We start from the raw sequence: 26118 nt of genomic DNA on the forward strand, positions 1-26118 counted from the left end.
TTTCTCCTAAAAATTTATAATTACTCTACTATAACCGTCTAGATTTAAAGGGTTTTACTCAGTAGCAATCTCCTCGGTTGCCAAAATAACCAATCTGGCCAATTTAGGCGATTGTGTTGCCATTGATAACCCATATTTTCGTAAAGTGTCTTAGCCGCCAGATTATTGTCAAGAACGTGCAAAGACAGATTGAGACAATTCCAGTCCTGGGCTACTTGTTCGCATTTTAACAAAAGTTGCTGGCCAATTCCTTGTCTGCGATAGGCAGGACTGACAGCCAAATTAGAAATGTAGCAGATTTTAGTCGGCGTATAAAACCAACCTCGTAGCGCGATTTCAACCGTCCCTAAAATGTGTTGATTTTCAGAAGATAGGGCCACTAAGCATTGATAATCAGGAGAATTTCCTCGCAAACGGGTGCGTAAATCTTCATGAATCCCTAGGCGTAACAAGGGAGATAACCAGGCAGTCTGATTGGTCGTTGGGTGGAAACTTTGCATCAAAACATCGGCTAAACCTTTAATATCCTCAGTCTTAGCAAAACGGATCTGAATGGCAGGGGGGGGGACTGTCTTGGCGTTAAGGTTTGATAAGTACACAAGTTTAGAATTAAAGAGGCAGAAGTCCACATTTCCCTCTAAAAATGAATTATAAGGTGTGAGGATAGGCTCGTTTTAGCAATTTTGGCGATCCATTCAGGATAACAGGGGTTGACAGGGGGATTATTCCTTTGCAATGTTTGGATTTTAACCTGTAATGCTGATCTTGGGCTAAGGTTTTTCAATTTTGTAAGACTTTGATCATTTTATTAATCAGACTTTATTGATCAGATTTTTTTGTATCAGCTTCAAGGTAGGCCAGGACGGACGACAAAACCTGTTCTAGTAAATCAGGCGCGATCGCGGTAAACCATTGAATAGTGGGATCACCCCGAAACCAGGTGCGTTGTCGTTTGGCAAATTGTCTGGTATGAAGAATAATCTCAGCGATCGCCGTTGGTAAATTAATTTGACCGAGAAGATACTGTGTGATTTCGGCATAACCGAGGGTCTTTAAAAGAGGAAGATCCCAACCATATTTAGCCGCTAATTGGCTGACTTCAGTAATCAATCCTTGCTCAATCATGGTTTGAGTTCGCTGTTCAATGCGGGGCTGAAGTTGCTCTGGACTACAATCTAAACCAATTTGTAAAATCGGATAATTGGGCGGATTGGTTCCCTGTTGTTGGGAAATGGGTTGGCCGGTAACATAAAAAACCTCTAGGGCGCGGAGGGTACGGACTTGATCCTGAGCATGAATTTTTTGAAGAGAGAGGGGATCAACTTGTTCTAGTAATTGATAACATTGGGGCTGGCCTAATGTTTGTAATTGTTGGCGCAGCAGAGGTTGGGAAGCTACTCTTGGAATTTTTAAACCCTGGGTAATCGCCTTAATATAAAGCCCAGTGCCACCGACTAACAGTATGGGTGAGGGCAAAGTTTGAATTAATTTTTGTGCTTGTTCTTGATATTCTGCTAGGGTTAAAGTCTGAGTAGGTTCACAGATATCTAATAAATAGTGAGGCACTAATTGCTGTTCTGCTAAACTAGGTTTGGCTGTGCCAATATCAAATTCTCGATAGATTTGTCGAGAGTCAGCACTTAAAATAGCACCCTGCAAACGTTGGGCCAGTTGTAGTGCCAGTCCCGATTTACCAGAGGCTGTGGCTCCACAGATCACAATCACTTTAGGCGATCGCCTCATAGCCGAATTCGATTGGGGATTTTCGCTCACAATATTGTCAAGATAGTATAGTTTCTCGATAAAAATTCATAAAAATTCATAAAAATTCATAAAAGTTTTATAGTCTCGCAAATTATACTTTGTTTAAGCATTCATTAAGTATTCAGCTTGAGATAATTAGGTCATCCTAAGAGGGGTCAAGTAAGATTTCCATTAACCAACTATTTTGGAGTTCTATTTTAACAATAGAGAGGGCTTTTTCGAGATCTATTTCTAAATCCCGATTATAGATATCCGTGACCAGCTTATAAAGTAGTTCAAAGTCAAGTCGATCTTCTTTTTCCATCATACAGAAACGACCATTAGCCGCATTCTTCAGTTTCTCAATTTCTTCTTGGCCTACTTTACCTATAATCTTATCTTTACGGCGATCGCGCCAGATGCTAAACTGAATATCCTTGTGCAGAATGACCAATTCGTTGAAATTTTTAATGCGATTAGTAAAGAAAGTGCCATCTAAATTGAGAAAGGCGATCGCTTGACGATGGTTCTGATGTTGAATGACTAAATGTTCGGGCAATTTTTTTTTGCCAAAGCGAAGATAATCAATGGTAAAATTACCTGCTAACTGAAACGCTTCGGTAATGACCTTAAATTTACCCACATCATCGGTGTCAGTAATAATCTGTAGTTTGTCGTAATCCTGCTCTAATATTAGACGATTTTTTATCAGGAACTCTTGCACCAAATTAGGGCCAATCGATGTCGGTAAAGAGGGCGTAGATTCAGAACAGGATGAAGGAAATTCTAATAAAGCTTGACTGAGGGTTTGAAAGAGGTGTTTAAAAGACTGAAACTCTTTTTCTAATTGGGTTAGCCGCTTATTCAGAGAGACATTCTCTTTCTCTATGGAAGATAAATGAGTTTGAGAAGACGTTAGCGGCGGTGATAGGGGAATACCCCGAATTTTGTGGAGATAATGTTCGGCTGCACTATTCAAAATACTGCGAATGGAACCATGATTCAAAATCCTAGTAATTTCTGATGCAGTAAATAATTTTTCTAATTCCAAACCAACGGCTTGGGCTTTAATGATCAGGATTTCCTTTAATTTCTCATCCGTTGGCCGGTTAAGCAGGACTTGATTTTGGGAAACACGATCAATAATTGAATTATCAAGCTTGCCTTGGAATTGTTGCCAACGATCTGGAAAAAGATTGAGGATAATTAAACTATTGGGTACATGGGTAAAAATCTCTTTGACGGCTTCACCAAAATTAAGCAATAAGGTTTCATTTTGTTCTAATCCTAATAATTCCAACTGATCAAAAATAATAATTAAGGGTTCATCCAACAGAGATAATTTACTAAAAACGGCAATGGCTTCTAGAGAAAAAGCTTCTTTACTGAGTTCCTCACTCCAGTTATCCAAACCAATCAGTTCTAATTCTCCCTCCGTTAATTCCTCCGCCGCTAACCAACGAGTTACTAATTCCTTATAACGGCGATCGCTGTATCGACAAAATTTAATAATGCCCTTAATAATCTTAGGCGCGTAGCCCGCAATTCCATATTCACTCATCCACCATTCATTGGTGCGTTTTTCAATATGTTCCCAGTAACTTTTTTTCTTTTGACTCGTTTCTGTTCTCAGATGTTCATAGAGATTTAACGGATTACTTCTAACCGCATTCATAATATCCTGATCTTTCTGGTTCAGAGAAATCAGACTGGTGTGGCTAATTAATTTAACAAAACTATGGGCCAATAAAAATTCTAACTGAGTGTAACCTATTTCAGAAATTTTATAGACAAAAGACTCTAAAATACGGCTATAAATATGATAAAGTACCGCTTTAGGATTATTGGGATGACGAATAAAAAGCAGACGATTAACTTGAAGTAATTCCTTCGCCAATCGCATCATTAAATGAGTTTTGCCACTACCAGGTTCTCCAATAACAACGGCTCCCTTGGACTGATGATTTTTATCCTGTTTAATATCATTAATGATCCATTTTAATCGTTCAAATTCCGCCTGATAAATACTTTTTAAATCTAAATGATCTTGAAAAGGATTATCAACGCGACTGGAAGAAAAGGGATTAATAGAAATTGGGGACTGATTCATACTTTTTTGCTGGCGGATTTTACAATAAAGTTGATAGGTAAATAACGCATCATAGCGAGCCGTGTGGGCCTGTTCAGGATCAAAATATTGATTATTGACCTTTAATCCTAGTTTTTGACTGAGATATTCTAAAGAATAATTAGATAAACCTTGCAGATATTGCTGAGACAGTTCAAAAGTGCAATCCGTTGAGAGGGTAAAATAGGGAATACCTGTTTTATAGCAGCTTTGTCGCAAAACATTGAGGTCATGCCTCGCAGAATGAAAGATAACTAATTGATGATTAGCCAATAAAAAGAATTCCTGTAAAATTTGTTTGAGTGGTTTAACCTTCAGAGGCTTGCCATCATTTTCAGGGTTTTCCTTAGCAAAGGCTTCATAAATTAGTTGCCCTTGAGCGTCAATAACGGCAATTTCTCGCAAACTCTCTTTGCCTTCTGTATCGACAACAATAAAGTTAGGAAATTCTTTCATTTGGCATTGTCAATGGGCATTAATAAATAACCTTTGATTAACGCTAGATTTTAATAATATAGAACAGAGATTCTAGATTCGCGCTGTAGCAAGGGTTTCAGGTTTTAGTTCGCGTAATACGGGGTAAAATTCAACGGGATTAACAAGTTCATTTTACAGGTAGAAATTTCGCGCATTGTGCCTTTATGAACCTGAAAACGCCGAGAAATATCTTTAACGGTTTTGTATTGGAGTAGGGTTTGCGGCATGGGATAAAGTCCTCATAACCTTCATTTGACTTTATTATACTGTCAATTGACTTGGGTATTAAGTTTAAGAAAATTAGGGGCGATCTTTGATTATTTCCTCGATAGGATAGATAAAACGATTTTCATAGAGAATCATCCCATGATCACTATCTCTCTCAAAGAAGCCCAAGCCCAACTACCCGATCTTATTCATAACCTTAAATTAGGGGAAGAGTTGTTAATTACTGATAATGATCGCCTACTCGCCAAATTAGTTGGGCAATCCTCAACGCCATCCCAGCGTCCAGGCCCAGGGCTATGCAAAGGAATGATAACCATCGTGGTTGATGATGAGGAACACCTGCAAGAGTTTGCGGAGTATCTGCCTTGAAATACTTGTTAGATTCCCACACCCTCTTTGGTACACACTCAACGATTCCCAACTGAGCAGTACCGCCACCAAGCTCATTATTGACAAAAATACAGATAAGTTTAATCCTCTAGGCGATCGCATATCGGAGTGTGGAAATACAGTAGATTAAATTTTGGAAATACTGAAAAGCGAACCGCTAAATTTCCCTTAGTAAAACACAAATCTAACCAATTTCTAAAAGGTGATTTCTTGCCATTCCTGAGCATCAATAAAAACGATCATCCTCTAGTAAAAAGCTTTTGACCAGAAGGACGATTACTGTCAATAATTTCTTTGACTATTTCCCAATTTTTAGAGTTTTCTTCTGCTTCTTCTTCCGTGACCTTTTCTTCCATTTTTTGCTGTAACCAGGTCATTAATGGCTTATTTTTCTCTAGTTGTTCTTCAGGGGTTTTACCCAGATGTTTGAGATAGGGCGCGAAGGTGTGTTTCATAGATAGTGACCTTTCAGAGCTACTTTCCCTAAATTATACCTTCTAATTCAATTGGACATTGGGCTGAAGAGAGTCAGGGGCGATCGCGGGTTGGGGTGTGGAAATATAGTCGCCTTCTGAAGAGAATCACGAGTGATCGAATAGAAATCTACTACGCAGCGATCGCGGGTTGGAGTTTGGAAGAATCCTAATTCAGTAAAGCCTTCTGAGTTTAGGAAAAGGGCTAGGCAAAAATAGAAAATTTTACTAAGGGATAAAACGCGATCGCCGATCCTGTAAAGCGCGTCAGCAAAGCATAACGTATAACAAGATCTCAAGAATTAGTCCTATACAGATAAGAATTTGAAGGTCATAATGCAAAACTTCATTCTTCTTAATCCTTCTTGTTGAGAGTTTATACAAAAAAATGATAAAACCTCTAACCCTCAATTATCTTCCGCAACTTTTCAATTTCTTTCTCTTTACTGAGTGACTTCCAAGATTCAGGAATATCTGGTTCGTCAGCATTATATAGTATAGCAAGCTCAGAAGAATAAGCTGCCATAAACCACTTCCAGTAGCTTCCAACTTCTAGGCTAAGATCACCATTAATTTTCCACGAAGCATAGTAATCATTAACTTTCCGATAATCTTTGTAAAGACGGTATTCCCCATTAGTATCGTAGTTTATAAATGATCCCTCTCCTGCTACATCTTGTTGGCAAGTTTCTATAGCCAGTTTTGGTTTTCCATAAACAGGACGATAGCCAGTTATACCTTGTGGACGATGATAAGGAGTTCCATGATTTCCCTCATGATTATGATCTTTATCCACCCCCCCAGCAATACAAATCTCCCCACAGAAGGGACAACTCTTTAGACAACCAATCCGCAGACGAATTATGTCATTCACAACATCGCTTCTCAAATTAATATATTTCTTAGTTTGTGAATTAGAAAAATCACTTAATTTGCTAGCTAGTTCTGATTTTGTAGTATTCAATTCCTTACTAATTTCAGCTTGAAAATATGAGAAATCAAAATTCCCCTCAAAACTAGAACCCAAAATCTCAATCCTTTCAATATTTTTGAGAATAAGATGTTCTCTTGTCAATTCACGAAATTTCTTAGTCCAATTGGCAATAAAATGGGAATTTTCATCTTGACTTTTAATGTATCGATTTGTTGATTCTACAAAATTTGTAGCCAAATCTAATAATATTTTGATTTTGGCTTCTATGAGACCTTTAATACCCTTATCTGTAGTATTAAATTCGTCAAAATAATTAGATATCCAGCTTTTAATACTCTGTTCAGGCTTTTTGATATAAGTATAATAAGAATTTATGTCCCCCTTCTGTGCAAGAGAAACCAGAATACTCGCTATTAACGATTGCTTATCAGTAAGGATTGTGAAATTCTCACTCAACATCTTATTGCCTATTTCAGATTGTAAACTCGCTTCTATCTTCTCAGCCATTCCTTGCCTGATAATCTCACAGAATACCGATACCATAGTACTAACCAAATTTTCTTTGTTAAAACCAGCTTTAAAAATCCCAAAATAATATTCTTTGTCGAGATTTTTAATTGGATCATGATTGTCTCTGTATTTTTGATCTATTTTTTTCAAACGTTCGATGGCATAACCACAGATAATGATTGTTAAGTCAATCTTTAACTCTGAAGTTAAACTAAAAGCAAAGTTTTTAGATAATTCCTTAGATTTTTTTTCTATGGTACTCTTAATTTTTTGGATAATATTGCCAATATCAGTGTCATTGTATGGACGGGAATTATCCTCTTTGTCTCGCAGAAGCTTAATTACATACTCAAATAACTTATTTTTTATTTCTTCGATCTCGTTGATAACTTGATTCTCTTTTTCCTTAGAGAAAAAATCTGCGATGTTATCAATGATGTTATCAATGATGTTATCATTCAAGTCTGTTTTTTTATAGTGACTTTTCTTCACAGAAAGATCACTATAATTAAGTGTTTCACGTTTTTGTATTTTGTTGATAATTTGTTTAGAGTTAGAGGGATAAACAATTTCTAAACTTCTTTCATTATGCTTTTCTACCTTTGCTGGTTTTAGACGATTTTTGTCGTATTCTCTCCTTAACTCAGCTATCCAAACTTCCCATTGAGGGTCAAACAGTTCTCTTAGTTCTTCTTCAGAAAAACTAAGCATTTTTTCTTGCTCATTTTGACTTTTCTTCTGTTCCTGCACAAATTTTCGTATCATCCCAGTAATTTTTTCTTCATATCCCTCCCCTGCGATACAAATCTTAATTTCAGCTAGTCTATTATCATGATAATTTTGAATCTGCTCATTTTTTTCTCTTATCAAACTATTCTTCAAGTCTTTTAGTCTAGCAAAGGTACTTGTTTGCCATTGCTTCATTGAGCCGTCATACATTTCTTTTGATTTTGTGAAGAACTGTTTTAAACTTTCTTCTTGCTTCAAGAATATTTCCTCTATTTTATCTGATAATTCAGGCTTTAATTTTTCAAATACTTGAGATAATTCCGCCTCATTAGCGCAATTCATAATTTCAGTATGTGATTTCGCCATAAAATCCGTTACTGGAATCTGAAATTCTGTTTCTATCTGACTCCAAAATTTATCTAGTTCTCCTCTAGCTTGAGTTTCAATAATATTTTTAAACTGATAAACAAAATGCTCGTTTTTAATGGCATTCCAAAGATTATTCAAATGTTGATAAAAGTCAGCGATTGATAATTGATTCCTTGAATTTAACCCTTGAATAATTCTGCTTTTAAGTCCATTTACCTGTTTACTATAGTTAGGAATAACGGCATTTCTTTCATCATCACCTTCATGAAGAGAAGACAAATATTCTACATCTTCCGTCAGATTAAAATTAATTACATCTTTGAATAGTTTAATTGGTTTCTCTTCATGCTTACAGATCATTTCTGTAGAATTGTCAAGAGTTTCGCTCAAAACACGCTTTTGAGTAATTAATCTGCTCGGATCTGCTATGTTAGAGCGGTAAACAATTTTAGTTTTAGGACGCAAATTAACCTTTTTCATTCTTAAAAAAGCATGAACAGAAATAGGCAAAATTTCCTGTAAGTAAGAAATCTCTTCTGCTGAAGGGACTTTAATTAAAGTCAGATTACTTAAGCCAATTACAAAAGTTGAAAGTTCATTATCATGTTTCTGAGTTGAATTAGAAGAAAGCTCTGGAGATTTTAAACCTTCTGTATCCACTACAAAAATATAGTCAACATTATATTTTTCTCGTAATTTCTGTTCTAATTTTACTGGTTGTAAATAAACACCTTTTGTGCAACGACCTGCGCTAACAGCAAATTGCAAACCAAACATAGTATTCAATAAAGTTGATTTACCAGAACTTTGAATACCCATTGCTGATAACACAAAAACTTGCAGATTTTCTTTTCCTTCCCGTTTTTTAAGCGTTTTATTTAATTCTTTTAAAACAGTTTCAACCCAAACAAAGGGAACAGAACCAACATCTCCATCCATAATTTCTACTGGATACCCACTCAAGAGTAAATCAGCAGCAATTTGTGGTAATCGTTCTAAGTCTTTGAAGTCCGCTCTTTCGGATTCAGGACGTTCCATCACTGCTGAATAAATTTGCCCCATTTCTCGTAGCAAATGTTCCAAACCAAATGATTGAGATGAAATTTTCTGATCTAGTTCGTTAAGTATATTGTTAATAGCAGCTTTTTCTTCTGGCGTTTTATTATGAATTTCTTGCATCTGTTCACTATAGGAACTATATAAACGTGGTAGTTCCTCTCTGGAAAGTTCATCTAATCCTAGCTTTAAACACCTGACAAAATATTCTAAAGTTGAAGAATGCTCATTCAAAAATGTTTCGATGAACAATTTCATAACTTCTGGAAGACCATTTTTAACTATGCTAAATTGCCGTTTTCGACTTGCTATTTTGCGCTCTTCTTGTTTCTCAACGTATGTTATTGACGTTTCTTCTCCCTTATTCTCTTGGCGATAAACTTCCTTATCAGCTTCAGCCCAGTTTGCCCAATCTTTACCCTGTAAAGGTAATGTTTCAGCTTTACGTTTGTCCCTATCATACTTTTGAACAATTTGTAAAATTTGTTGAGCTTTTTTAATTCCTTGCTGACAATTTTCTTCTAACTCATCTACATCCACTCCCTGTTCTTGCATTGTTTGAGCCAGATTTTCTAGGCTAATTTTAGAATTATCCTTGGCTTTTATCTTTGTTAAAATTTCTCGAATTTCATCTCTGATGACTGGGGAATTTTTGTTTTCAATATCTATAATTACCAGTTGTTCATCATCATAGCTAGAAAAATACTCTAGGAAATTGTTAACTGTTTCTTCATCATCATCAGTAATGGTTTTATCAGTTAGTAGAATAATTACATTTTTCCCTACGGATAGAAAACTTTGCACAATTTCAGTTTCTTTTTCTTTTAGTTCCTTCGCTGAAACTAAGATTACAACTTTAGCTGAAATTTGTTTAATTAATTCTAATTGAACAGGATAATTTCTAACATCACCACGCAAATTGGTAAATGAAACTATATCTTGGAAAATATCTTCTTTTACGCCTTTAGGTAAATACCAACTAATTTCTACCATACCATCCGCTAACTGCCGATTTTTAGTAGAACCTTCCGAATTTCTGTGAAAAAATACAGGATGAGATTTATCAGGCTCATTTTCACTAATCACCCAATTTAAAAGCGATGATTTAGAAAAATCAGACTTATCAAATCTAATAAAGCTAACTGTTTCTATAGAATAATTAGCAATTCCCCGTTCTTCACTTTTAATAACTGTTCCTTGTAGAGCCTTCCACTTCATTACTAAAGAGCGCATTGCCCATAAAAAGAATTTTGGATCTTTCTGGCCATCTTCCTGAATAACTAAGGGAATGGCTAATTTACAACCCCATAATCTCTGAACTAAATCTTGTTGAATAATGGGATTACAGCATAAAAATGTGGCCGCAACCACATCTAACGGATACACATTAGCCGTTTCTACTTCTTGTTTCTTGCGTCTCCCAAAGCGACTACTTGATGGTTCCGATTTATTTTCTGATGCAATTTTCAGTTTACGCCCTTCATAATTAAACGATATTAAGTTACTTAAAAAATGTGTTGCAAGTTGTTCTGTAGTTGCTGGAATATTTGGCTCTAGTGAATATTCTGTAATGGAGTAAACTTCTTCTCTTCCTAATTTTCCAGGATAATATTGAGTTAGTTCTAAGCGTTCTAGTATATCTTGTAACTCAGAAGAAGGTTGTTCATCGGATGATGTAACGAGAGATTTTTTTAGTGAATTATTGTCAGTTTTTTTCATAATATCTTGTAACCCACTTCCTAAATTTTCATTCTGTGGTTGATCATCAATAATATCTTGCAGTTCTTTAACTGCTTCTACACATTCATAAGACAAACCTAAATTATATCTCTTGAGAATGCTAATAATGGATTCTGATTGTAGATTCGGTAGTAACACTTGCTGAACAAAATCTATTGTTCTCTCTTTTTCTAAAAACAAAACATCAGAGCCTAACAGCTTGAGTATTAAATAGACTTCTTTTTTTTCTGCCTGACAATTTTTTGCTTCTATACCAAAAGGATACTCTTGATCTTCTCGCAATAACCTTTCCAACGTTTGATAGTCTTCAACTTCCCAAACTTTATTAAAAAAGCTAAATTCTGGCACATAACCCAAGGGGAAAAGCAAGCACAAAAAACTAAGTTCACTCAGTTTATCTTTTTTTATCAGTGCTGTTCGTAAGCTATTGATAGCCAATATTATATATTGATATGATTTTTTCCTTAAATTTTCTGTACGCCCATTATCTTCTGAAATAAGCTGAATAAGCTTAGAAATCTTCTTAATAAGTTCATTAACATCCTTAATATCATCTGATATGATCAACTCAATATTTTCTGATTTTTCATTGAGCCATTTGAATATATTTTTATATGTAGCATAATCTTCTCTGGACATTACCATTGTATCTTCTGGATTCAAAATCTGACGTATTAAATCCTTTGTTTCTTTACTATCAGCACTGTTATACCTAACATCAAGTAAATACTGTTGAACTATTTTGGCTGACAATATTTCTTGCACCCAATAGTAATTATTCTTGGTTTTTGTTTCAACCTCTTTTCTCCAGTTAACTAAATAGCTTAGATTCTCAGCAGTAAGCTCTCGTTGCTGAATCCATAAAGGAATTTGTTCATTTAATAGAGTATTGATTTTTTCATTAACTTTAGCTATTTCATCAACAAAATATCGGAAGCTAGTGGTTAAACCACTGAGATTCATCCATTCGGCATGAAGCATCTCAGCAAGTCTCTGAGAATTTACAAATTCATTTAGATGATGACGGCAAATAATTTCCCATACAGCAATAGTTTTTCTGTAATCTCTGTCAATAACAGCAGATTGCTCAGGATTTAAACCACCAATTTGTACTTTTTCTATTTTGATCTTAGATTCGATACTTTCCTGTTTATAAGTATATTGATTTTCAGTATTTGAACTGTGGCTTGTCTCTAATCCTCCTCCTCCCATTCCAACAAAGTCAACTTTAAACTGAGTGGTAATTTTGTTATTAACAAGATTTTGAATTGTCTGCTCATCAGAAGCTAAAAAATCATTATAAGAAGCAGAAATCAAGAAGATTCTACCAAACGTAACAGTTCCCAACAGTGCGTGAGAGCCATAATGCTTCAGAAAATCGTGACAAGCCCTAATCGCTATAGATTCTGATTCGGGATTGCGTAAAATATCATCTATTCTTTTTAACTCTTGTAAGGCATTAGAATCAAAGCGAATCTGGTTGGGATTGAGAATACAAGCGGCAGTAGGGATAACTACATATTGAACTTTAGAGTAGTAACAACGCTCAACTCTCTGACTACTTTCAGCAACATTTTCTCTCTCTTGACGCAATGAAACATTAGCACTTAAATCCAGTAAACCTTGGAATAAACTATTACCTTGTGCTGATGCTTCAACACTAGCCCCTAACTTTTCTATCCCTTTTTTAAAAATATTTTCCTTACTTTCTGATTTGAATTCCTCCGTTTGGTCAAACGCTTGACGTGATGGCTGGATCAAAGAGATGTTCTCTTGAACTGTAATGAGATTAAATCGTTCTTGTAAAATTTCTTCTTCGTTTTTAGTGATAAGCATCCCTTGTAAAGCCAGTCCAGCCGATGCTTTTTGTAACATATCCTTGCTTGTCTGCTCTATTGGCAAAATACCCGTACCACTTAATTGCGCGATACTTGATTCGATATTATTTTGGCTGGACTCTGACATAAATAAAAGCCTCTATTCATAAATAGCTATTGAATTTTTACCAATGGCGATCATAATTATGACCACAATTTTCGCAAGTATCACCACGACCTTCATAGGATTTACAATTACAACCACTAGAGGAACAAGCCCCATAACCAGAACGTAAAGGCTTATTATTTGGGTAAGGTTTGAGCATTAACTTAGTGATGGTGGGTTGTAATAAAGCGTTTGGCTTCATAATCCATATTCTCGATAACTTAGAGTAGATGTAAATGAGTATGTTAGGGAAACATCGATTATACTGCGTTGTTTGGGCTGTAGCACCCTAAATCAGAGGCACAAAAATTTATTATCCTAATATAACACTATCTGCTAGATTTTATTTGCATAAGTAAATAATCATAATTAATTTTCTAGAAAATCAAGTCACAGCAAGGTTTTCAAGGTAATCTATTTTGCGTTTAGTTCAAACCACCTACTTGCTCAGTTCAGTAATTGTTAAGGCTGTTTTGCTTGCCAAGTGTAACAACCCACGATGGCAAACCCCTGAAATCACGATAATCAGCTTTCGATCCTTACTGCATAATGGTTTCAGAAAGCCTAAATCTAGAGTGCAAATAAATAAAGACACTAACCAAATTTTACTAAGGGAGTAAACGTGATCGCGTTTGAGACTGAGAGATATTGATAGCGCGATCGCGGTTTTGCAGATGATCAAGAGCGATCTCATTTGAGACAGAGACATATTGATCGGCGATCGCAGTTTTGTAGATGATAAAGAGCGATCGCGTTTGAGACTGAGACATATTGAGCAGCGATCGCGGTTTTGTAGATGATAAAAAGCGATCGCATTTGAGACAGAGACATACTGATCGGCGATCGCGGTTTTGTAGATGATAAAAAGCGATCGCGTTTGAGACAGAGACATCTTGAGCAGCGATCGCCTTATTTGTTTATGCCTTAATTAATATCGGTTTAAGAGGAATAGTTTCTCCGTGTTTACGATAACTCTCCTTAACCCCTTGCCAAGCTAATTCCAATTCATCAATAGCCCCTTGGGGAGTATCCGAAAAAGCAGAAACCGTTGGCATTTCTACCAAATGAGCCAACCAATCTCCATCTTCATCTTGGAACAGATTAATCGTAAAACCATCGAAAATATTTGTTTGAGTCATATAATTAGTCTTGTAAAGATAAAAATTGTCTAACTTGATAGGCTTTCGCTTCCCCATTTTTAGTCGGCTGAATAGATAAACGGACTTTAGTTGGCGAATACCAAATACGATGACTACCTGTTTGATGATCAAAAATCCAATCACAAAGACCTAATAGTGTCTCAAACTCGCTGAAACGCAAACCTTGAGGATTATTTTTGGCTTTTTTGAGTAGCTTGTCTTTTTTATCCACTATCTATTGGCAATTTCAACCTTCAAGTCAATTTTAGCCTAGTACGGTGAAAGCGATCGCATTTGAGACAGAGACATACTGATCGGCGATCACCCTTGAGAACAGAACTAAAATGAGGTCTGCGATCAAGTTTTTGACCTGAGAGGTAAGAGGCGATCGCATTTGAGAAATAGTGATAGGAGATCGCCACTTCTCAAGCCAACCTACGCAGCTTTAGCCTTTTCCTATAATTAATAAACTTCACGCTTATAAAAAGTGATGCCGACTCGCTCAATATGTTCAATCAAGTTAGGATTATTCAAACTATTGAAAATTGATAAATCAAAAAAATAGGGAAGAAGTAAATCATCAATCTTGTTCAAAATTTCCAGCAGTTGATGATAGTTGATATTGTCGCCAACAAGAGTTAAGTCAATATCAGAACCTGGTTTATAGTTTCCCTTTGCACGAGAACCATAAATAATCGCTTTACTAATTTCAGGATAGGCAGAAAATACTTGATTAATCTGATTAATTGTATCTTGTTTAAGTCCAAATTGGCTCATATATTTTGCATTTTTGTTTGAAGTTCTATAAATAGCTGAAAATAAAGGTTACGAATATCTTGAATAACTTGCCTAGCAACTTCCTCATTATAGGTATGTACCGTTGCTATTCTACTTTTAATCATTTTCATCCAAATTATCGCCATCCTTAATAATCCCCCTTTGAAATGCCAATCTTAGAGCATCTCGACTGCCCTGAATGTTAACTTCGCCCTGTTCTTCATAGTAGTCTTTAATCATTTTCCAGGCAAGTTCATAGGTATATTCAAAAGCTTTAATCATCCCTTGCTCTTCTAACTCATTTAATTCTCCTTTTTCAATAAATTTCGTGAGTTGACGAACTGCCTTTTGATAGTTATCTAAACGTTGTTTCCAGCGTATATCTTGCATAATTAATAAAGTAATTTTTATTTTGTTTACTATTAGGAAAAATAAATGAATTAGGCTAAATGCTAGTCGTCTATTCTAGGCTAAAAATGGGGTCTCTGTCAATACTCACGCCACAGTTAACCCTAGAATATAGTTAAAATGAGGTTTGCGATCGCCGTTTTATCGCCGTTTTACAGATAACAAAGAGCGATCACCGTCGGTATAAAGGCAAATTATGCTCGTCGCTGAGTTTGGGTGCTTTCTATATATTGGCGTAGAACGCTGTTTATTAAAGTTTTATACTGTTCTCCTTGAGCCTGAAACCATTGCTTCACATCGGGATCAAGCTGAACCAAGTCGTGCGCTTGCTCTGCTGGGATACATAAAGTAGCTCGTTCAAAAAAATCATCTGTCAGAGGTGGAATATCCGAGTAGTCAATATTCTCTTCTGACCTTGACTCCAATGCGGCCCAATTAGTACGAGAGGTACTGTTCAAATCGTTTCTGCTCATGACGGTTGGCTCTTCGTGCTGAAATGATTCGGAAGACATTCTGTCGACGTTCTGTCCAGACTACTACTGCTATTCCAGAACCGAGAAAACCGATCCCAAACCAGCGATCTTCGCCATAGTCAAAACGATCATCTAGCTCAATCAGCATTTTTCCATCAAACATCGTGGGAACATCAGCAAAATCAATCTCATGTTTACGAATGTTTTCAATATTTTTCGCTTCATCCCACTCAAATTGCATAAAGAATCAAGATATGCAAGATTGAACTAACTTTTTTCAGTATCACACATTTGGCTAAAATTGGTTAGTTTTTTAATGGAAACGGTTTTGGAGATGATTAATCAGCGATCGCCCCCCTATTTGGATTAAAAATAAACCTAAAAAAGGGGGCAAAATGACTAGGCTCCTCCGCGTAATTTATCGAGAACAGAACGATCTTCTAGGGTAGAAGTATCCCCCGAAATTTCTTGACCAGAGGCTAAACTCCTCAATAAACGTCGCATGATTTTACCTGATCGCGTTTTGGGAAGCACATCCGTAAAACGAATTTCACTGGGACGGGCGATCGCCCCAATTTCGCCCACAACGTGCTGTTTGAGTTCTTTCGCCAGAGCCTCACTAGGGGTTTGACTGCCTTCTAAGACCACAAAGGCAAAAATGGCTTCTCCGGTTAAATCATCGGGTTTACCGACAACTGCGGCTTCTGCTACTGTGCGATGGGAAACTAAAGCTGATTCCACTTCCATTGTGCCCAGGCGATGACCGGCAACACTAATCACATCATCGACTCGACCCATTACCCAATAGTAACCATCTTGATCCCGTCGTGCGCCATCTCCGGCAAAATAAACATAGTTACCCTCCTTGGGCGGAATATGCTCCCAATAGGTACGACGGAAGCGATCGCTGTCGCCATAGACATCACGAATCATACTGGGCCAGGGATGTTTGATAATTAGATAGCCACCCTGCTCATCGGTGACAGCATTACCATCTAGATCCACAATATCAGCAACAATACCAGGGAAAGGACGAGTACAGGAACCAGGCTTAGTCGGAATTGCACCAGGCAAGGGCGTGATCATAATTCCCCCCGTTTCCGTTTGCCACCAGGTATCCACAATCGGACATTTTTCGCCGCCAATGACTTTGTGATACCACATCCAAGCTTCAGGATTAATCGGTTCGCCGACAGTTCCCAGTAAACGCAGAGAGGAGAGGTTACGGGCATTAGGAATGTCATCTCCAGCACGGATAAAGGCACGAATTGCAGTCGGGGCAGTGTAGAAAATATTCACACCATATTTTTCAATCACATCCCAAAAGCAACCTGGATTAGAAGGACGGGGAACCCCTTCATACATAACCGTTGTGGCTCCGTTAGATAAAGGCCCATAGACGATATAGCTGTGGCCCGTAATCCAACCCACATCAGCCGTACACCAATAGACATCGGTATCTTTGAGATCAAAAATCCATTTGGTCGTCATGTGGGTATAGAGGTTATAGCCCCCCGTTGTATGCACAACCCCTTTGGGCTTGCCCGTACTTCCCGACGTGTAGAGAATAAAGAGCATATCTTCACTGTCCATCGGCTCGGCAGGACAATCAGCCGACATTTGGGATTTGAGATCGTGCCACCAATGATCCCGACCATCCACCATCGCGATCGCTTCTTTGGTGCGTTGAACGACTAATACATTTTCCACGCTAGGCGCACCATGTTCTAGAGCCAGATCAACCTGTTCCTTAAGGGCAATGACTTTATCTTTGCGGAAACCACCATCGGCTGTTACCACTAATTTAGCTTTGGCATCCACCAGGCGATCGCGAACTGCTTCAGCACTAAAACCCCCAAAAACCACACTATGGGCTGCCCCAATCCTGGCACAGGCTAACATGGCAATGGCTGCTTCGGGAATCATGGGCATATAAATACCAACGCGATCGCCTTTTTTAACCCCCAAGTGTTTCATGACATTGGCAAAAAGACAGACTTCTCGATGTAGTTCCCCGTAGGTCAGGGTGCGAGAATCGCCTGGTTCCCCTTCCCAAATAATGGCGGCCTTATTGCGTCGCCAGGTGGTGAGATGACGATCTAAACAGTTATAGGAAATATTGAGTTGGCCCCCTACAAACCATTTAGCAAAGGGAGGTTGCCAGTCGAGAACGGTATCCCATTTTTTAAACCAATGCAATTCCTGTTCTGCTAATTCAGCCCAAAATCGTTCAGGATTGGCGGCGGCCTTACTATAGAGTTGCTCATACTCGCGCACACTGCGAACATAGGCTTGGTCACTAAATTCCGATGGTGGATTAAATAATCGTTCTTCGTGGAGAACGGACTCGATGGTGGGGTCTGACATAGATTTATCGGATGATGACGACTTGTTGTGTTCATTGTCTCAAACATCGTTATTGATCCCCGCAATTGTAATGTTATGTTAAGTTCCTCGTACCATTAAGTGATCTTAATTTGGGAAGGCGGCGATCGCGGCTGACTTTTGTTGCTAGAATAGGAGCCAAACTCGCCAGTTTTGTCTAGGAGGAAATTGGGGGGAATCAAATTTACTTTGTAAAAAGCGAAAAATGTCTAACATTTACCAACGAAATGACGGGGGCGGTGATAATATCGCAGGTGACAAAATCGCAGGAGACAAGATTGGTCGTGACAAAATCGTTTATTACTATTCCCAAAACTTAGTTCAAGCGGCTCAGGACATTCAAAATTTGATTGCTCAACTTTCTCAAGATTATGATAGCAGCACGCCATTGGGACAAATACAAATGAGTACTAAAATCATTGAAGGTATTGAGGCTAATCCTACTCTGAAACAACGAACTTTTAATGCCATCAAAGAAGGTGGTGCGACGGCTTTAGAAGAAGCGATTAATCATCCTGTTGCCAAAATTACAATTGCTACTCTAAAAGGTTTTATTGATGCTTAGATGGTGTTTAAAAATTATTTATTGTAATTGAAAGTTAAATTTACAACTTAGGATGAATAGTCTTTAATAATAATTTTGTAAAAAATTCGCGGAAAAGTCAATGAGTGAAAAACAATTATTGCAAGCGGTAGCAAACCATTCTGCACTATCAAATCCAGAAGTTGTTGATGATGAAGCTTTACCTCTGAATGAAGCTAAGGTTATTTTTGTAGGACAAGGTTCAGTTGGTAAAACATCTCTGATTCAACGACTAACACACGATACTTTTAATAAGACATACGAAAACATCACTGACCGACTGGATATTAAATCATGGTGGTTAAATATAAACGATCAATCAATTAAGCTTGATTTATTGGATTTTAGTGTTCAAGAAATTTATTATGCAACCCATCAGCTTTTTTTAACTAGACATACTTTATATATCCTCGTATTGAACAGTCGTGTTGAAGAAGAAGAAAATCGCGTTGAATATTGGCTTAAGATAATAGAAACATTTGGTGGCAATTCCCCTATTTTAATTGTAGGAAACAAATCTGATCAACAGCCACTTGATATAAATCGAAAGGCTTTAATCTCTAAATACCCTACCATTAAAGGCATTTTTGAAGTTTCCTGTTTAACGGGTGAAGGAATTGATAGTTTACGTAATTTTATCAAACAAATCATTCCGTCTCTTCCTCATACTTTTGATCTGATGCCAAAAACCCGGTTTGAAATTAAGGCCGCTTTAGGCGATTTAGATAAAGATTATATTGCCTATGAAGACTATCAAGTAATCTGTGCCGAACATGGTCTAATTAAATCAACAGATCAATCTCTGCTAATTAATTTTCTCCATGACCTCGGCTCTGTTATTTATTTTGATAATTCTCGGCTCGGTGATACGATTATTGTCAATTTTAAATGGTTAACAGACGCAATTTATTCGATTTTCGATTCTAGTTTAATTAGAGAGGATAAAGGTGTTGTATCTTTCGATTCGCTAAAAAAAATCTTAGACTGTAATCGTTACCCCGTGAATAAACATCGCTTTATTCTCGACATCATGCAGTCTTTTCAGTGGTGTTATGAACTGAAAAATGAGAGTTTTCTTATTCCAAATTTACTTTCTAAGGAAATTCCTCTAGAAGTTGAACTACAGGATTGGAATGACTCTCTGCAATTTCAATATCGTTACGATTTCTTACCAGAAAGTATAGTGTTTCGTTTCATTGTACGTCAAAATCAATTTATCGATCACAATTTTGTTTGGCGTAGTGGTGTTGTTTTAAAATTCAAGGAGAATATCGCTCAAATTGTTGCTGATTTTGAAGAAAAAACAATTAACATTTTTGTAACTGGCTTACTCAATACTAGACGTGATGCCCTCGCTGCCATTCGCTATGAATTGGATAGTATTAATGAGACTTTTGCTAATCTTCAAGTCTCAGAACGTGTGCCGATTCCAAATCATCCGAACTTTTCCGTTGACTATCAAACGCTCTTGGCTTGCGAAAGGGAAGGAATACGCGAAATTATTCCTGATGGCATGACAACGCCAATTGACGTTCAACTATTAATGAATGGTATTGAACCATTTACTATTTATCAAAGAGACCCAAAACTGCTCCGTAAACGGGAAAATTTAAAAGAGCGTATAAGCAAAGGGCTGGCCAAACTTGGAGAGTAGCTTAAAAATGAGTAAAATCCAAGATAAATTAACACGCCTAAAACAGAAACGCTCTAAAAAAGTTCAACAATTATCTGAAAGCTTCCAACAGCAAATTGGAGATATACTTGAAGATGAAATTTTAAGCATTAAAGAAGAAATATCAGATCAAATCATAGAGATCGTCGAGAAAATTGATGATAAAGATAGTTTATCTGGCAAAGAACTGGACCAACTAAAAGAGGAACTCTATCTTCTTGCAGCTTATATTGCTGAAGTATCTGAGGATGAAACAATCAAAAGTCACAAAGCCTCAGTTCTTATTCAAAACTCGACTGTCACAGTTCAAGCTACTGAAAGAGGAGACAATATTGCCCAGGATAAAATCGAAGGTGATAAAGTAGTTCGTGACAAAATTCAAGATTATCATAATGTAGAAAAATCAAACTAAAATTCACTAAAAAGATTAGTCGCTGTATTTGTACAAGACTGTTGTATTGTCAAAGTGGGATGATAATAGTTAACTAAATTCCCTCTGACTCAATCTGGAAAAGTTAAACAGCGATCACTCTCTTTGTTTGTATTGTTCAATTACTATACTTGTTTTGACCTGTATCGCAGAGCCGCACCAATTGTGTACTCAAAACAGACTTAAATCAGTCAATGGCTTGGGCCGCAAAAATAAATTTAGAATCATGGTGGCTTGGGACAGCAGTTTGCAATTCGTGTCATTACAAAACAAGTAGATTCAGGGGCTACTTTTTCTTTATAATGGGAAGCCATGATTCAGTCTTTACCGAATGATCTCGTTAATTTGATTGCGGCGGGAGAAGTGATTGATTCCTTTGTCGCAGTGGTACGAGAATTGGTGGAAAATGCGATCGATGCGGGGGCAACTCGTCTTAGAATTTATCTTAATCCCGAACAGTGGCAAGTACAGGTAATTGATAATGGCCAGGGAATGACCTTAGAGGATTTGCAAATCTGCGCTCTTCCCCATACCACCAGTAAAATTCAATCCCTAGATGATTTTTTTAAGATTAATAGTCTTGGTTTTCGGGGCCAAGCTCTCCATAGTCTCAGCCAGGTAGCAGAGTTAGAGATCGCCACTCGTTCAGCCCAGGGAGAAAATGTGGGTTGGCAAGCCAGCTACAATCAGCAGGGAGAAGTTCAGAGGATGGAATCCTTGGCCCTGGCGGTGGGAACCTTAGTAAACGTGAAAAACTTGTTTGCTAATCTCCCCCAGCGTCGTCAGGCTTTATCGGGGCGATCGCCGCAAATAAAAGCGATTCAACAATACGTGCAGGAAATGGCCCTCTGTCATCCCCAGATCACCTGGCAAATTTGGCTGAAGGAGCGTCTTTGTTTTAGCCTGAGTCCAGGCCAATCCGCCGGACAGATTTTGCCGCAAATTTTGAAGGGGGTCAAAACATCGGATCTACAGCATTTTTCTAGTACGGTAGAGATTCCCGATCATCCCAATCGGCCAGGGACTCTGACCCTTTGGTCTGGCTTAAGCGATCGCTGTCATCGTCATCGTCCTGACTGGGTGAAAGTGGCCCTCAATCAACGCCCGATTCATTGTCTTGAACTGGAACAAACTTTAATTAATGCCTTCCATCGCACCTTACCTCGCGATCGCTTTCCCGTTTGTTTTTTACATTTGCAAATAGAACCTGATCAAATTGACTGGAATCGTCACCCCGCTAAAACAGAAATTTATTTACAATCCTTGAGCTTTTGGCAAGAGCAAATTACAACCGCCGTTCACACCTGCTTGCAACTGCATCCCTCTTCTGCCCAACAACAACAGCGTGTTACCCAATTACTGAAAACCGCCGAAGCTAACGGGATTTATCGCATTAATCCCCTCGAACAAAGTCTGGAAAGTCAACTCGGCCAAGCAACGCCAGAAACTAATCTCATCTCTCTCAAGGCGATCGGCCAGGTAAACCAGACCTATATTATTGCCGAAGTAAGTGAGGGAATTTGGCTAATCGAACAGCATATTGCCCACGAGCGAGTACTTTACGAACAATTACAGGCAAATTGGCAATGTGTTCCTATTACCACTCCGCTTTTACTCAATTATTTAACCTCAGCCCAGGTCGAAAAATTGGTGCATTTAGGCATTGATATTGAACTCTTTGGCGAGTCAGTCTGGGCCGTTCGGTCAGTTCCGGCTCCTTTAGTGCAACGGGAAGATTGTCTTGAAGCCTTACAGGAATTAAGTTTAGGGGGAGATTTAGCTACGGCTCAAGCGGCGATCGCCTGTCGAACAGCGATCAAGAATGGTACCCCCTTAACGCTAGGAGAAATGCAAAGCCTATTGGAACAGTGGCAACAGACCCGTCAGCCCCGTACCTGTCCTCATGGCAGGCCCATCTATTTGGCCTTAACGGAAACTGCTCTGGCTCGTTTTTTTCGTCGTAATTGGATGATCGGGAAAAGTCATGGTTTGTGAACTAGACCGCATTCACTTTAAGAAGTTAAATTTTTAGCCCCCTGTCCCCAACTTTGGAGGAAAAGAGTATAAAACGGATTAAGTCAACCAGTATTGGAGAATTTAGGGGGATCAAACCTCAAAGCCTGCCTTTTTCAAGATGTGTTTACACAGTAGCCTTATCAAGAGAGCAGAGGGGGATCGAGCGCAAAATCTATCTTTAATTTAATTAAGAACAGCTACTTATCCAGGACTATCAAATTTGTTTAAAACTCATAGAACTCAATTAAATTCAGATTTATTTTGGCTAATATTTTTTACCTTAGCAGCCATTTTTCTCTGGTTACTTGCCCTAGGTGAATTACCGCTACGGGATTGGGATGAAGGCTATTATGCCACCGTTTCTCAAGATATGTTTAACCATCATCAATGGTTGTATCCCACCTATCAAGGCCATCCCTTTTGGCTAAAACCGCCTCTTTTATTTTGGTTAATCCATCTCAGCTATCAATGGGGTGGTGTCAATGAATGGTCTTCGCGTTTACCCAGTGCCATAATTACGGCTTTAGGCGTACCCTTACTCTATCTAATTGGACGACAACTAGACTCTTTAGAGCCTGCGACTGAGCGTTATCGGGCCATTTTCTCTGCCTCAGTTTACCTAACCCTTTTACCCGTTGTCCGTTTAGGTAGATTAGCGATGCTAGATGGGATGATCAACACCTTTCTATTAATTGCAATCTTCTGTCTATTAAAAGGCTTTAAATCGTCGCGCTGGTTAGTTGGGGTCGGAGTTGGATTGGGATTAATTTCCCTCAGTAAAGGGGTTTTAGTGATAGCTTTAGGAGCAATTCTTTTAAGTTTTATTTTATGGGAAAAACGATTTAAATTACTACTTAATCCTTATTTATGGTTGGGATTATTAATCGGCTTTTTACCCGCCTTGATTTGGTATTTTTTACAAATTCATCACTATGGTCAGGATTTTGTTAAAATTCACTTTTTCTCCCAAAGTTTTGATCGTCTTTCCACTGCCGTTGAAGGCAATACGGGGCCATTCTGGTTTTACCTGATTGAGTTATTAAAATATGCTATTCCTTGGTTATTTTTCTTTATTCCTGGTTGCATTTTGGCAGTGCGGTCACTAAGTGTGTCTGCGACATCGCGCTCTCAAACCTGGGCAAAATTGGCATTAGTGGGTAGTATTGGCTATCTCGGTATTATTTCCCTGATGACCACTAAATTACCCTGGTATATCATGCCTTTTTATATTTTCTTTGCCTTAATCACCGGAAATTATCTCAATCACTTAAAAAATTCACACTTAAAATATCCCTCTCTATTAAGCTATTTGTTATTGCTTTGCACCGTAATTGCCCTCGGTGGCTGGATTTATTTTACCTTTGTCACTCAACAAATCAGTTTAATCCTCATTGCTGGTGCTTTGGCCTTGACCTTTGGTAGCTCAACTTTTTACTTTTTTCAACATCAATATCGTTCTATTTTGCTGCTCATCCTAGGATTGTATGGTACTTTTTGTCTGCTGATGCTCTCTCCCCTCTGGAATTGGGAACTCAATGAAGCCTTTGCGGTTAAACCTGTTGCCCAACTGATCAAAAGTCAGACTCCTGCTGATACAATTATTTATAGTTCTATGCCCTATAGTCGCACCAGTTTGGATTTTTACAGTGATCGCCAAGTTTTAGCCGTGGATGAAAAAGCGATCCAGGATTTAAGCCGCAAATCGGGCTATCTCCTCCTTGATGCCACTAGCCTCGCCAAAATAAGTACCCAACATTATCAGAACTTGGGACAATCAGGGGAATTTATCTTGATTAAAACCCATCCTTAAGGTGCAATTTTTACTAGTTTTATTAAAATTTCATGAAATCTAAAATAACGATTAAACGATTACTATTAATTCTCATTACCGTTATTTCTTTAATTCCGTTTTGTCTTTCCCTAGTTAATAGTCTCACGGAAGCTCAGGTACAAACTAACCTGCAATTATCCCAGACGAATTTAATGCTTGAGGCGACTATCCTTCAATCGGAGGGAAATAGTAATCAAGCCAGTTTAGCGTTGCTACTCTTGGGCAAGGATCCCTATCAGGTGGCGACAGAGCAGTATCAGGTGGCGATCGCCGAAATTGATAAAAATCAGCAAAAAATACAAGCTAGTTTATCGGCGTTACAAGAGGTGAGTGGTGCTAAAGAGTCTCAGGACATTGTCTCAATAGCTGAACCGAATCCGGCCCAGGTTAAAGCACTACAAGCCTCTTTACAAACTGTCACTTTAAATCGTCAAAAAGCCGCTTTGAATCTGGGATTATTGGCACAACAGCAAGGTAAGGATTCACTAGCGCGTCAACAATGGCAGGATATTATTGCCCTAGAAGTAACCAATTCTCAACTATTACCGATTCAAAAAACGGCTGAAATTCTGCTCCAACTGTGGGAGCAATCGCCTCAAGTCAGTCCCGATGATCAGGCTATCCTAGAGAAGAATTTATCGGGTTGGTTCCGCGATCGCGCCTTGACCCAATTCTATCAAGTCAGACAAGAGCGATCGCAACTTCAACAATTACAGCAAGCGGAACAAGAAAGGGCCAAGCAAGCTTTCCTTAAACTAATTCTGTTGAGTGTGCTACCTGTTTTAGGAGGCAGTCTGGGGATTGGCTTATTATTAGTTTTATTGCTGCAATGGTTCCTCAAAAAAGATCAGGCAATTCTAGCATTAAATACGTTAACCGCCTGGCAAACGCCCTGGGATTGGGAAATCATTTGGCAAGTTTTGGGGATTGGCTTTTTTTTCCTCGGCCAGATTGGTTTGCCCTTAATTTTAAGCTTGATTCACCTGGATGCTAGTAGTTTGAGCCTACGCGGAAAAGCCATTTATGTTCTCTGTAGCTATCTGGCCATGACCCTGGGCGGGCTATCAGTATTGTACTTTTCCCTCAAACCATTCTTTCCCCTGGCTGCCGATTGGTTTAGCTTTCGTTGGCAAAGTCGGTGGTGGTTGTGGGGATTGGGGGGTTATTTAACGGCGTTACCCCTGGTTGTGCTAGTTTCCCTGATTAATCAGCAATTTTGGCAAGGTCAAGGGGGCAGTAATCCCTTGTTATTTCTGGCTCTAGAAGCTCAGGATAAAGTGGTTTTGATCATCTTTTTCTTTACCGCTTCGATCGCCGCTCCGTTTTTTGAAGAGATTATTTTTCGTGGTTTTCTCTTACCTTCCCTAACCCGTTATCTGCCGGTGAGCGGTGCGATTATTCTGAGCAGTTTTGTTTTTGCGATCGCCCATTTGAATCTGTCGGAAGTTTTACCTCTGGCGATATTAGGGATGGTTTTAGGAACCGTTTATGCCCGTAGTCGCAACCTGTTGGCCTCCATGCTCTTACATAGTTTGTGGAATAGTGGTACGTTAATTAGCCTCTTTATTCTGGGAAGTGCAGGTTAAAAGATCTCCCGAAGGAATAGATCAACCCTAGCTGATCGTTCAGAATGAAACCGAGCAA

At 38.2% G+C, this 26118-nt stretch carries 21 protein-coding genes; 7 read left to right on the forward strand and 14 right to left on the reverse strand.

Features of this window, described 5'->3' with window-relative positions:
• Positions 1-44: 44 nt before the first annotated feature.
• From KA717_07185 to KA717_07195, 3 genes are all read right to left on the reverse strand, one after another.
• On the reverse strand, positions 45-599 hold the full coding sequence (locus tag KA717_07185) for a GNAT family N-acetyltransferase (protein UXE62537.1): 555 nt from the start codon (positions 597-599) through the stop codon (positions 45-47).
• A 220-nt stretch (positions 600-819) separates the two neighbouring features.
• A complete protein-coding gene (gene miaA / locus KA717_07190) occupies positions 820-1743 on the reverse strand; it encodes a tRNA (adenosine(37)-N6)-dimethylallyltransferase MiaA (GenBank protein UXE64578.1) in 924 nt (307 codons plus the stop codon).
• A gap of 166 nt (positions 1744-1909) precedes the next feature.
• Positions 1910-4327, reverse strand: coding sequence for a hypothetical protein (locus tag KA717_07195; protein ID UXE62538.1), 2418 nt, complete (start codon positions 4325-4327; stop codon positions 1910-1912).
• 387 nt (positions 4328-4714) lie between these two features.
• Between KA717_07195 and KA717_07200 the strand changes: the two genes are divergently transcribed.
• Entirely contained in the window at positions 4715-4945 is a 231-nt protein-coding gene (locus KA717_07200) for a type II toxin-antitoxin system prevent-host-death family antitoxin (protein ID UXE62539.1), read from the forward strand.
• Positions 4946-5205: 260 nt separating this feature from the next.
• Here the strand turns inward: KA717_07200 and KA717_07205 are convergent, their stop codons facing one another.
• The 11 genes from KA717_07205 to acs form a co-directional block, all read right to left on the reverse strand.
• Complete coding sequence (locus tag KA717_07205; GenBank protein ID UXE62540.1) at positions 5206-5421, reverse strand: hypothetical protein; 216 nt, start codon at positions 5419-5421, stop codon at positions 5206-5208.
• A gap of 418 nt (positions 5422-5839) precedes the next feature.
• Positions 5840-12742 carry a hypothetical protein gene (locus tag KA717_07210; protein ID UXE62541.1) on the reverse strand — a complete coding sequence of 2301 codons (6903 nt, stop codon included), beginning with the start codon at positions 12740-12742 and terminating at the stop codon, positions 5840-5842.
• 37 nt (positions 12743-12779) lie between these two features.
• A complete protein-coding gene (locus KA717_07215) occupies positions 12780-12920 on the reverse strand; it encodes a hypothetical protein (protein ID UXE62542.1) in 141 nt (46 codons plus the stop codon).
• A gap of 448 nt (positions 12921-13368) precedes the next feature.
• Positions 13369-13530: a hypothetical protein gene (locus KA717_07220; protein ID UXE62543.1), complete on the reverse strand. Its 162-nt coding sequence runs from the start codon at positions 13528-13530 to the stop codon at positions 13369-13371.
• 147 nt (positions 13531-13677) lie between these two features.
• On the reverse strand, positions 13678-13899 hold the full coding sequence (locus KA717_07225) for a type II toxin-antitoxin system HicB family antitoxin (GenBank protein ID UXE62544.1): 222 nt from the start codon (positions 13897-13899) through the stop codon (positions 13678-13680).
• 4 nt (positions 13900-13903) lie between these two features.
• Positions 13904-14131, reverse strand: a complete 228-nt coding sequence (locus KA717_07230) for a type II toxin-antitoxin system HicA family toxin (protein UXE62545.1) — start codon at positions 14129-14131, stop codon at positions 13904-13906.
• Between the two features lie 230 nt (positions 14132-14361).
• Positions 14362-14676 (reverse strand): nucleotidyltransferase domain-containing protein, encoded by a 315-nt coding sequence (locus tag KA717_07235; GenBank protein UXE62546.1) that lies wholly within the window; start codon positions 14674-14676, stop codon positions 14362-14364.
• Positions 14677-14793: 117 nt separating this feature from the next.
• On the reverse strand, positions 14794-15066 hold the full coding sequence (locus KA717_07240) for a nucleotidyltransferase substrate binding protein (GenBank protein ID UXE62547.1): 273 nt from the start codon (positions 15064-15066) through the stop codon (positions 14794-14796).
• 212 nt (positions 15067-15278) lie between these two features.
• Positions 15279-15557, reverse strand: a complete 279-nt coding sequence (locus tag KA717_07245) for a BrnA antitoxin family protein (GenBank protein UXE62548.1) — start codon at positions 15555-15557, stop codon at positions 15279-15281.
• Positions 15520-15798: a BrnT family toxin gene (locus KA717_07250; protein ID UXE62549.1), complete on the reverse strand. Its 279-nt coding sequence runs from the start codon at positions 15796-15798 to the stop codon at positions 15520-15522. The genes KA717_07245 and KA717_07250 overlap by 38 nt, the downstream gene beginning before the upstream one ends.
• A 158-nt stretch (positions 15799-15956) precedes the next feature.
• Positions 15957-17924: an acetate--CoA ligase gene (gene acs / locus KA717_07255; protein ID UXE62550.1), complete on the reverse strand. Its 1968-nt coding sequence runs from the start codon at positions 17922-17924 to the stop codon at positions 15957-15959.
• A 223-nt stretch (positions 17925-18147) separates the two neighbouring features.
• On the opposite strand from acs, the gene KA717_07260 reads away from it, so the two are divergent.
• From KA717_07260 to KA717_07285, 6 genes are all read left to right on the forward strand, one after another.
• On the forward strand, positions 18148-18507 hold the full coding sequence (locus KA717_07260) for a hypothetical protein (protein ID UXE62551.1): 360 nt from the start codon (positions 18148-18150) through the stop codon (positions 18505-18507).
• A 100-nt stretch (positions 18508-18607) separates the two neighbouring features.
• Positions 18608-20179 carry a GTP-binding protein gene (locus tag KA717_07265; protein ID UXE62552.1) on the forward strand — a complete coding sequence of 524 codons (1572 nt, stop codon included), beginning with the start codon at positions 18608-18610 and terminating at the stop codon, positions 20177-20179.
• Between the two features lie 7 nt (positions 20180-20186).
• Entirely contained in the window at positions 20187-20609 is a 423-nt protein-coding gene (locus KA717_07270; protein ID UXE62553.1) for a hypothetical protein, read from the forward strand.
• 330 nt (positions 20610-20939) lie between these two features.
• Positions 20940-22622, forward strand: coding sequence for a DNA mismatch repair endonuclease MutL (gene mutL, locus KA717_07275; GenBank protein ID UXE62554.1), 1683 nt, complete (start codon positions 20940-20942; stop codon positions 22620-22622).
• A 241-nt stretch (positions 22623-22863) separates the two neighbouring features.
• The gene (locus KA717_07280) at positions 22864-24453 is read left to right on the forward strand and encodes a glycosyltransferase family 39 protein (GenBank protein UXE62555.1); all 1590 of its coding nucleotides are present in this window, start codon (positions 22864-22866) and stop codon (positions 24451-24453) included.
• A gap of 32 nt (positions 24454-24485) precedes the next feature.
• Positions 24486-26060 carry a CPBP family intramembrane metalloprotease gene (locus KA717_07285; GenBank protein UXE62556.1) on the forward strand — a complete coding sequence of 525 codons (1575 nt, stop codon included), beginning with the start codon at positions 24486-24488 and terminating at the stop codon, positions 26058-26060.
• Positions 26061-26118: the final 58 nt, after the last annotated feature.

The organism is Woronichinia naegeliana WA131 (genome assembly GCA_025370055.1).
Lineage (GTDB): Bacteria > Cyanobacteriota > Cyanobacteriia > Cyanobacteriales > Microcystaceae > Woronichinia > Woronichinia naegeliana.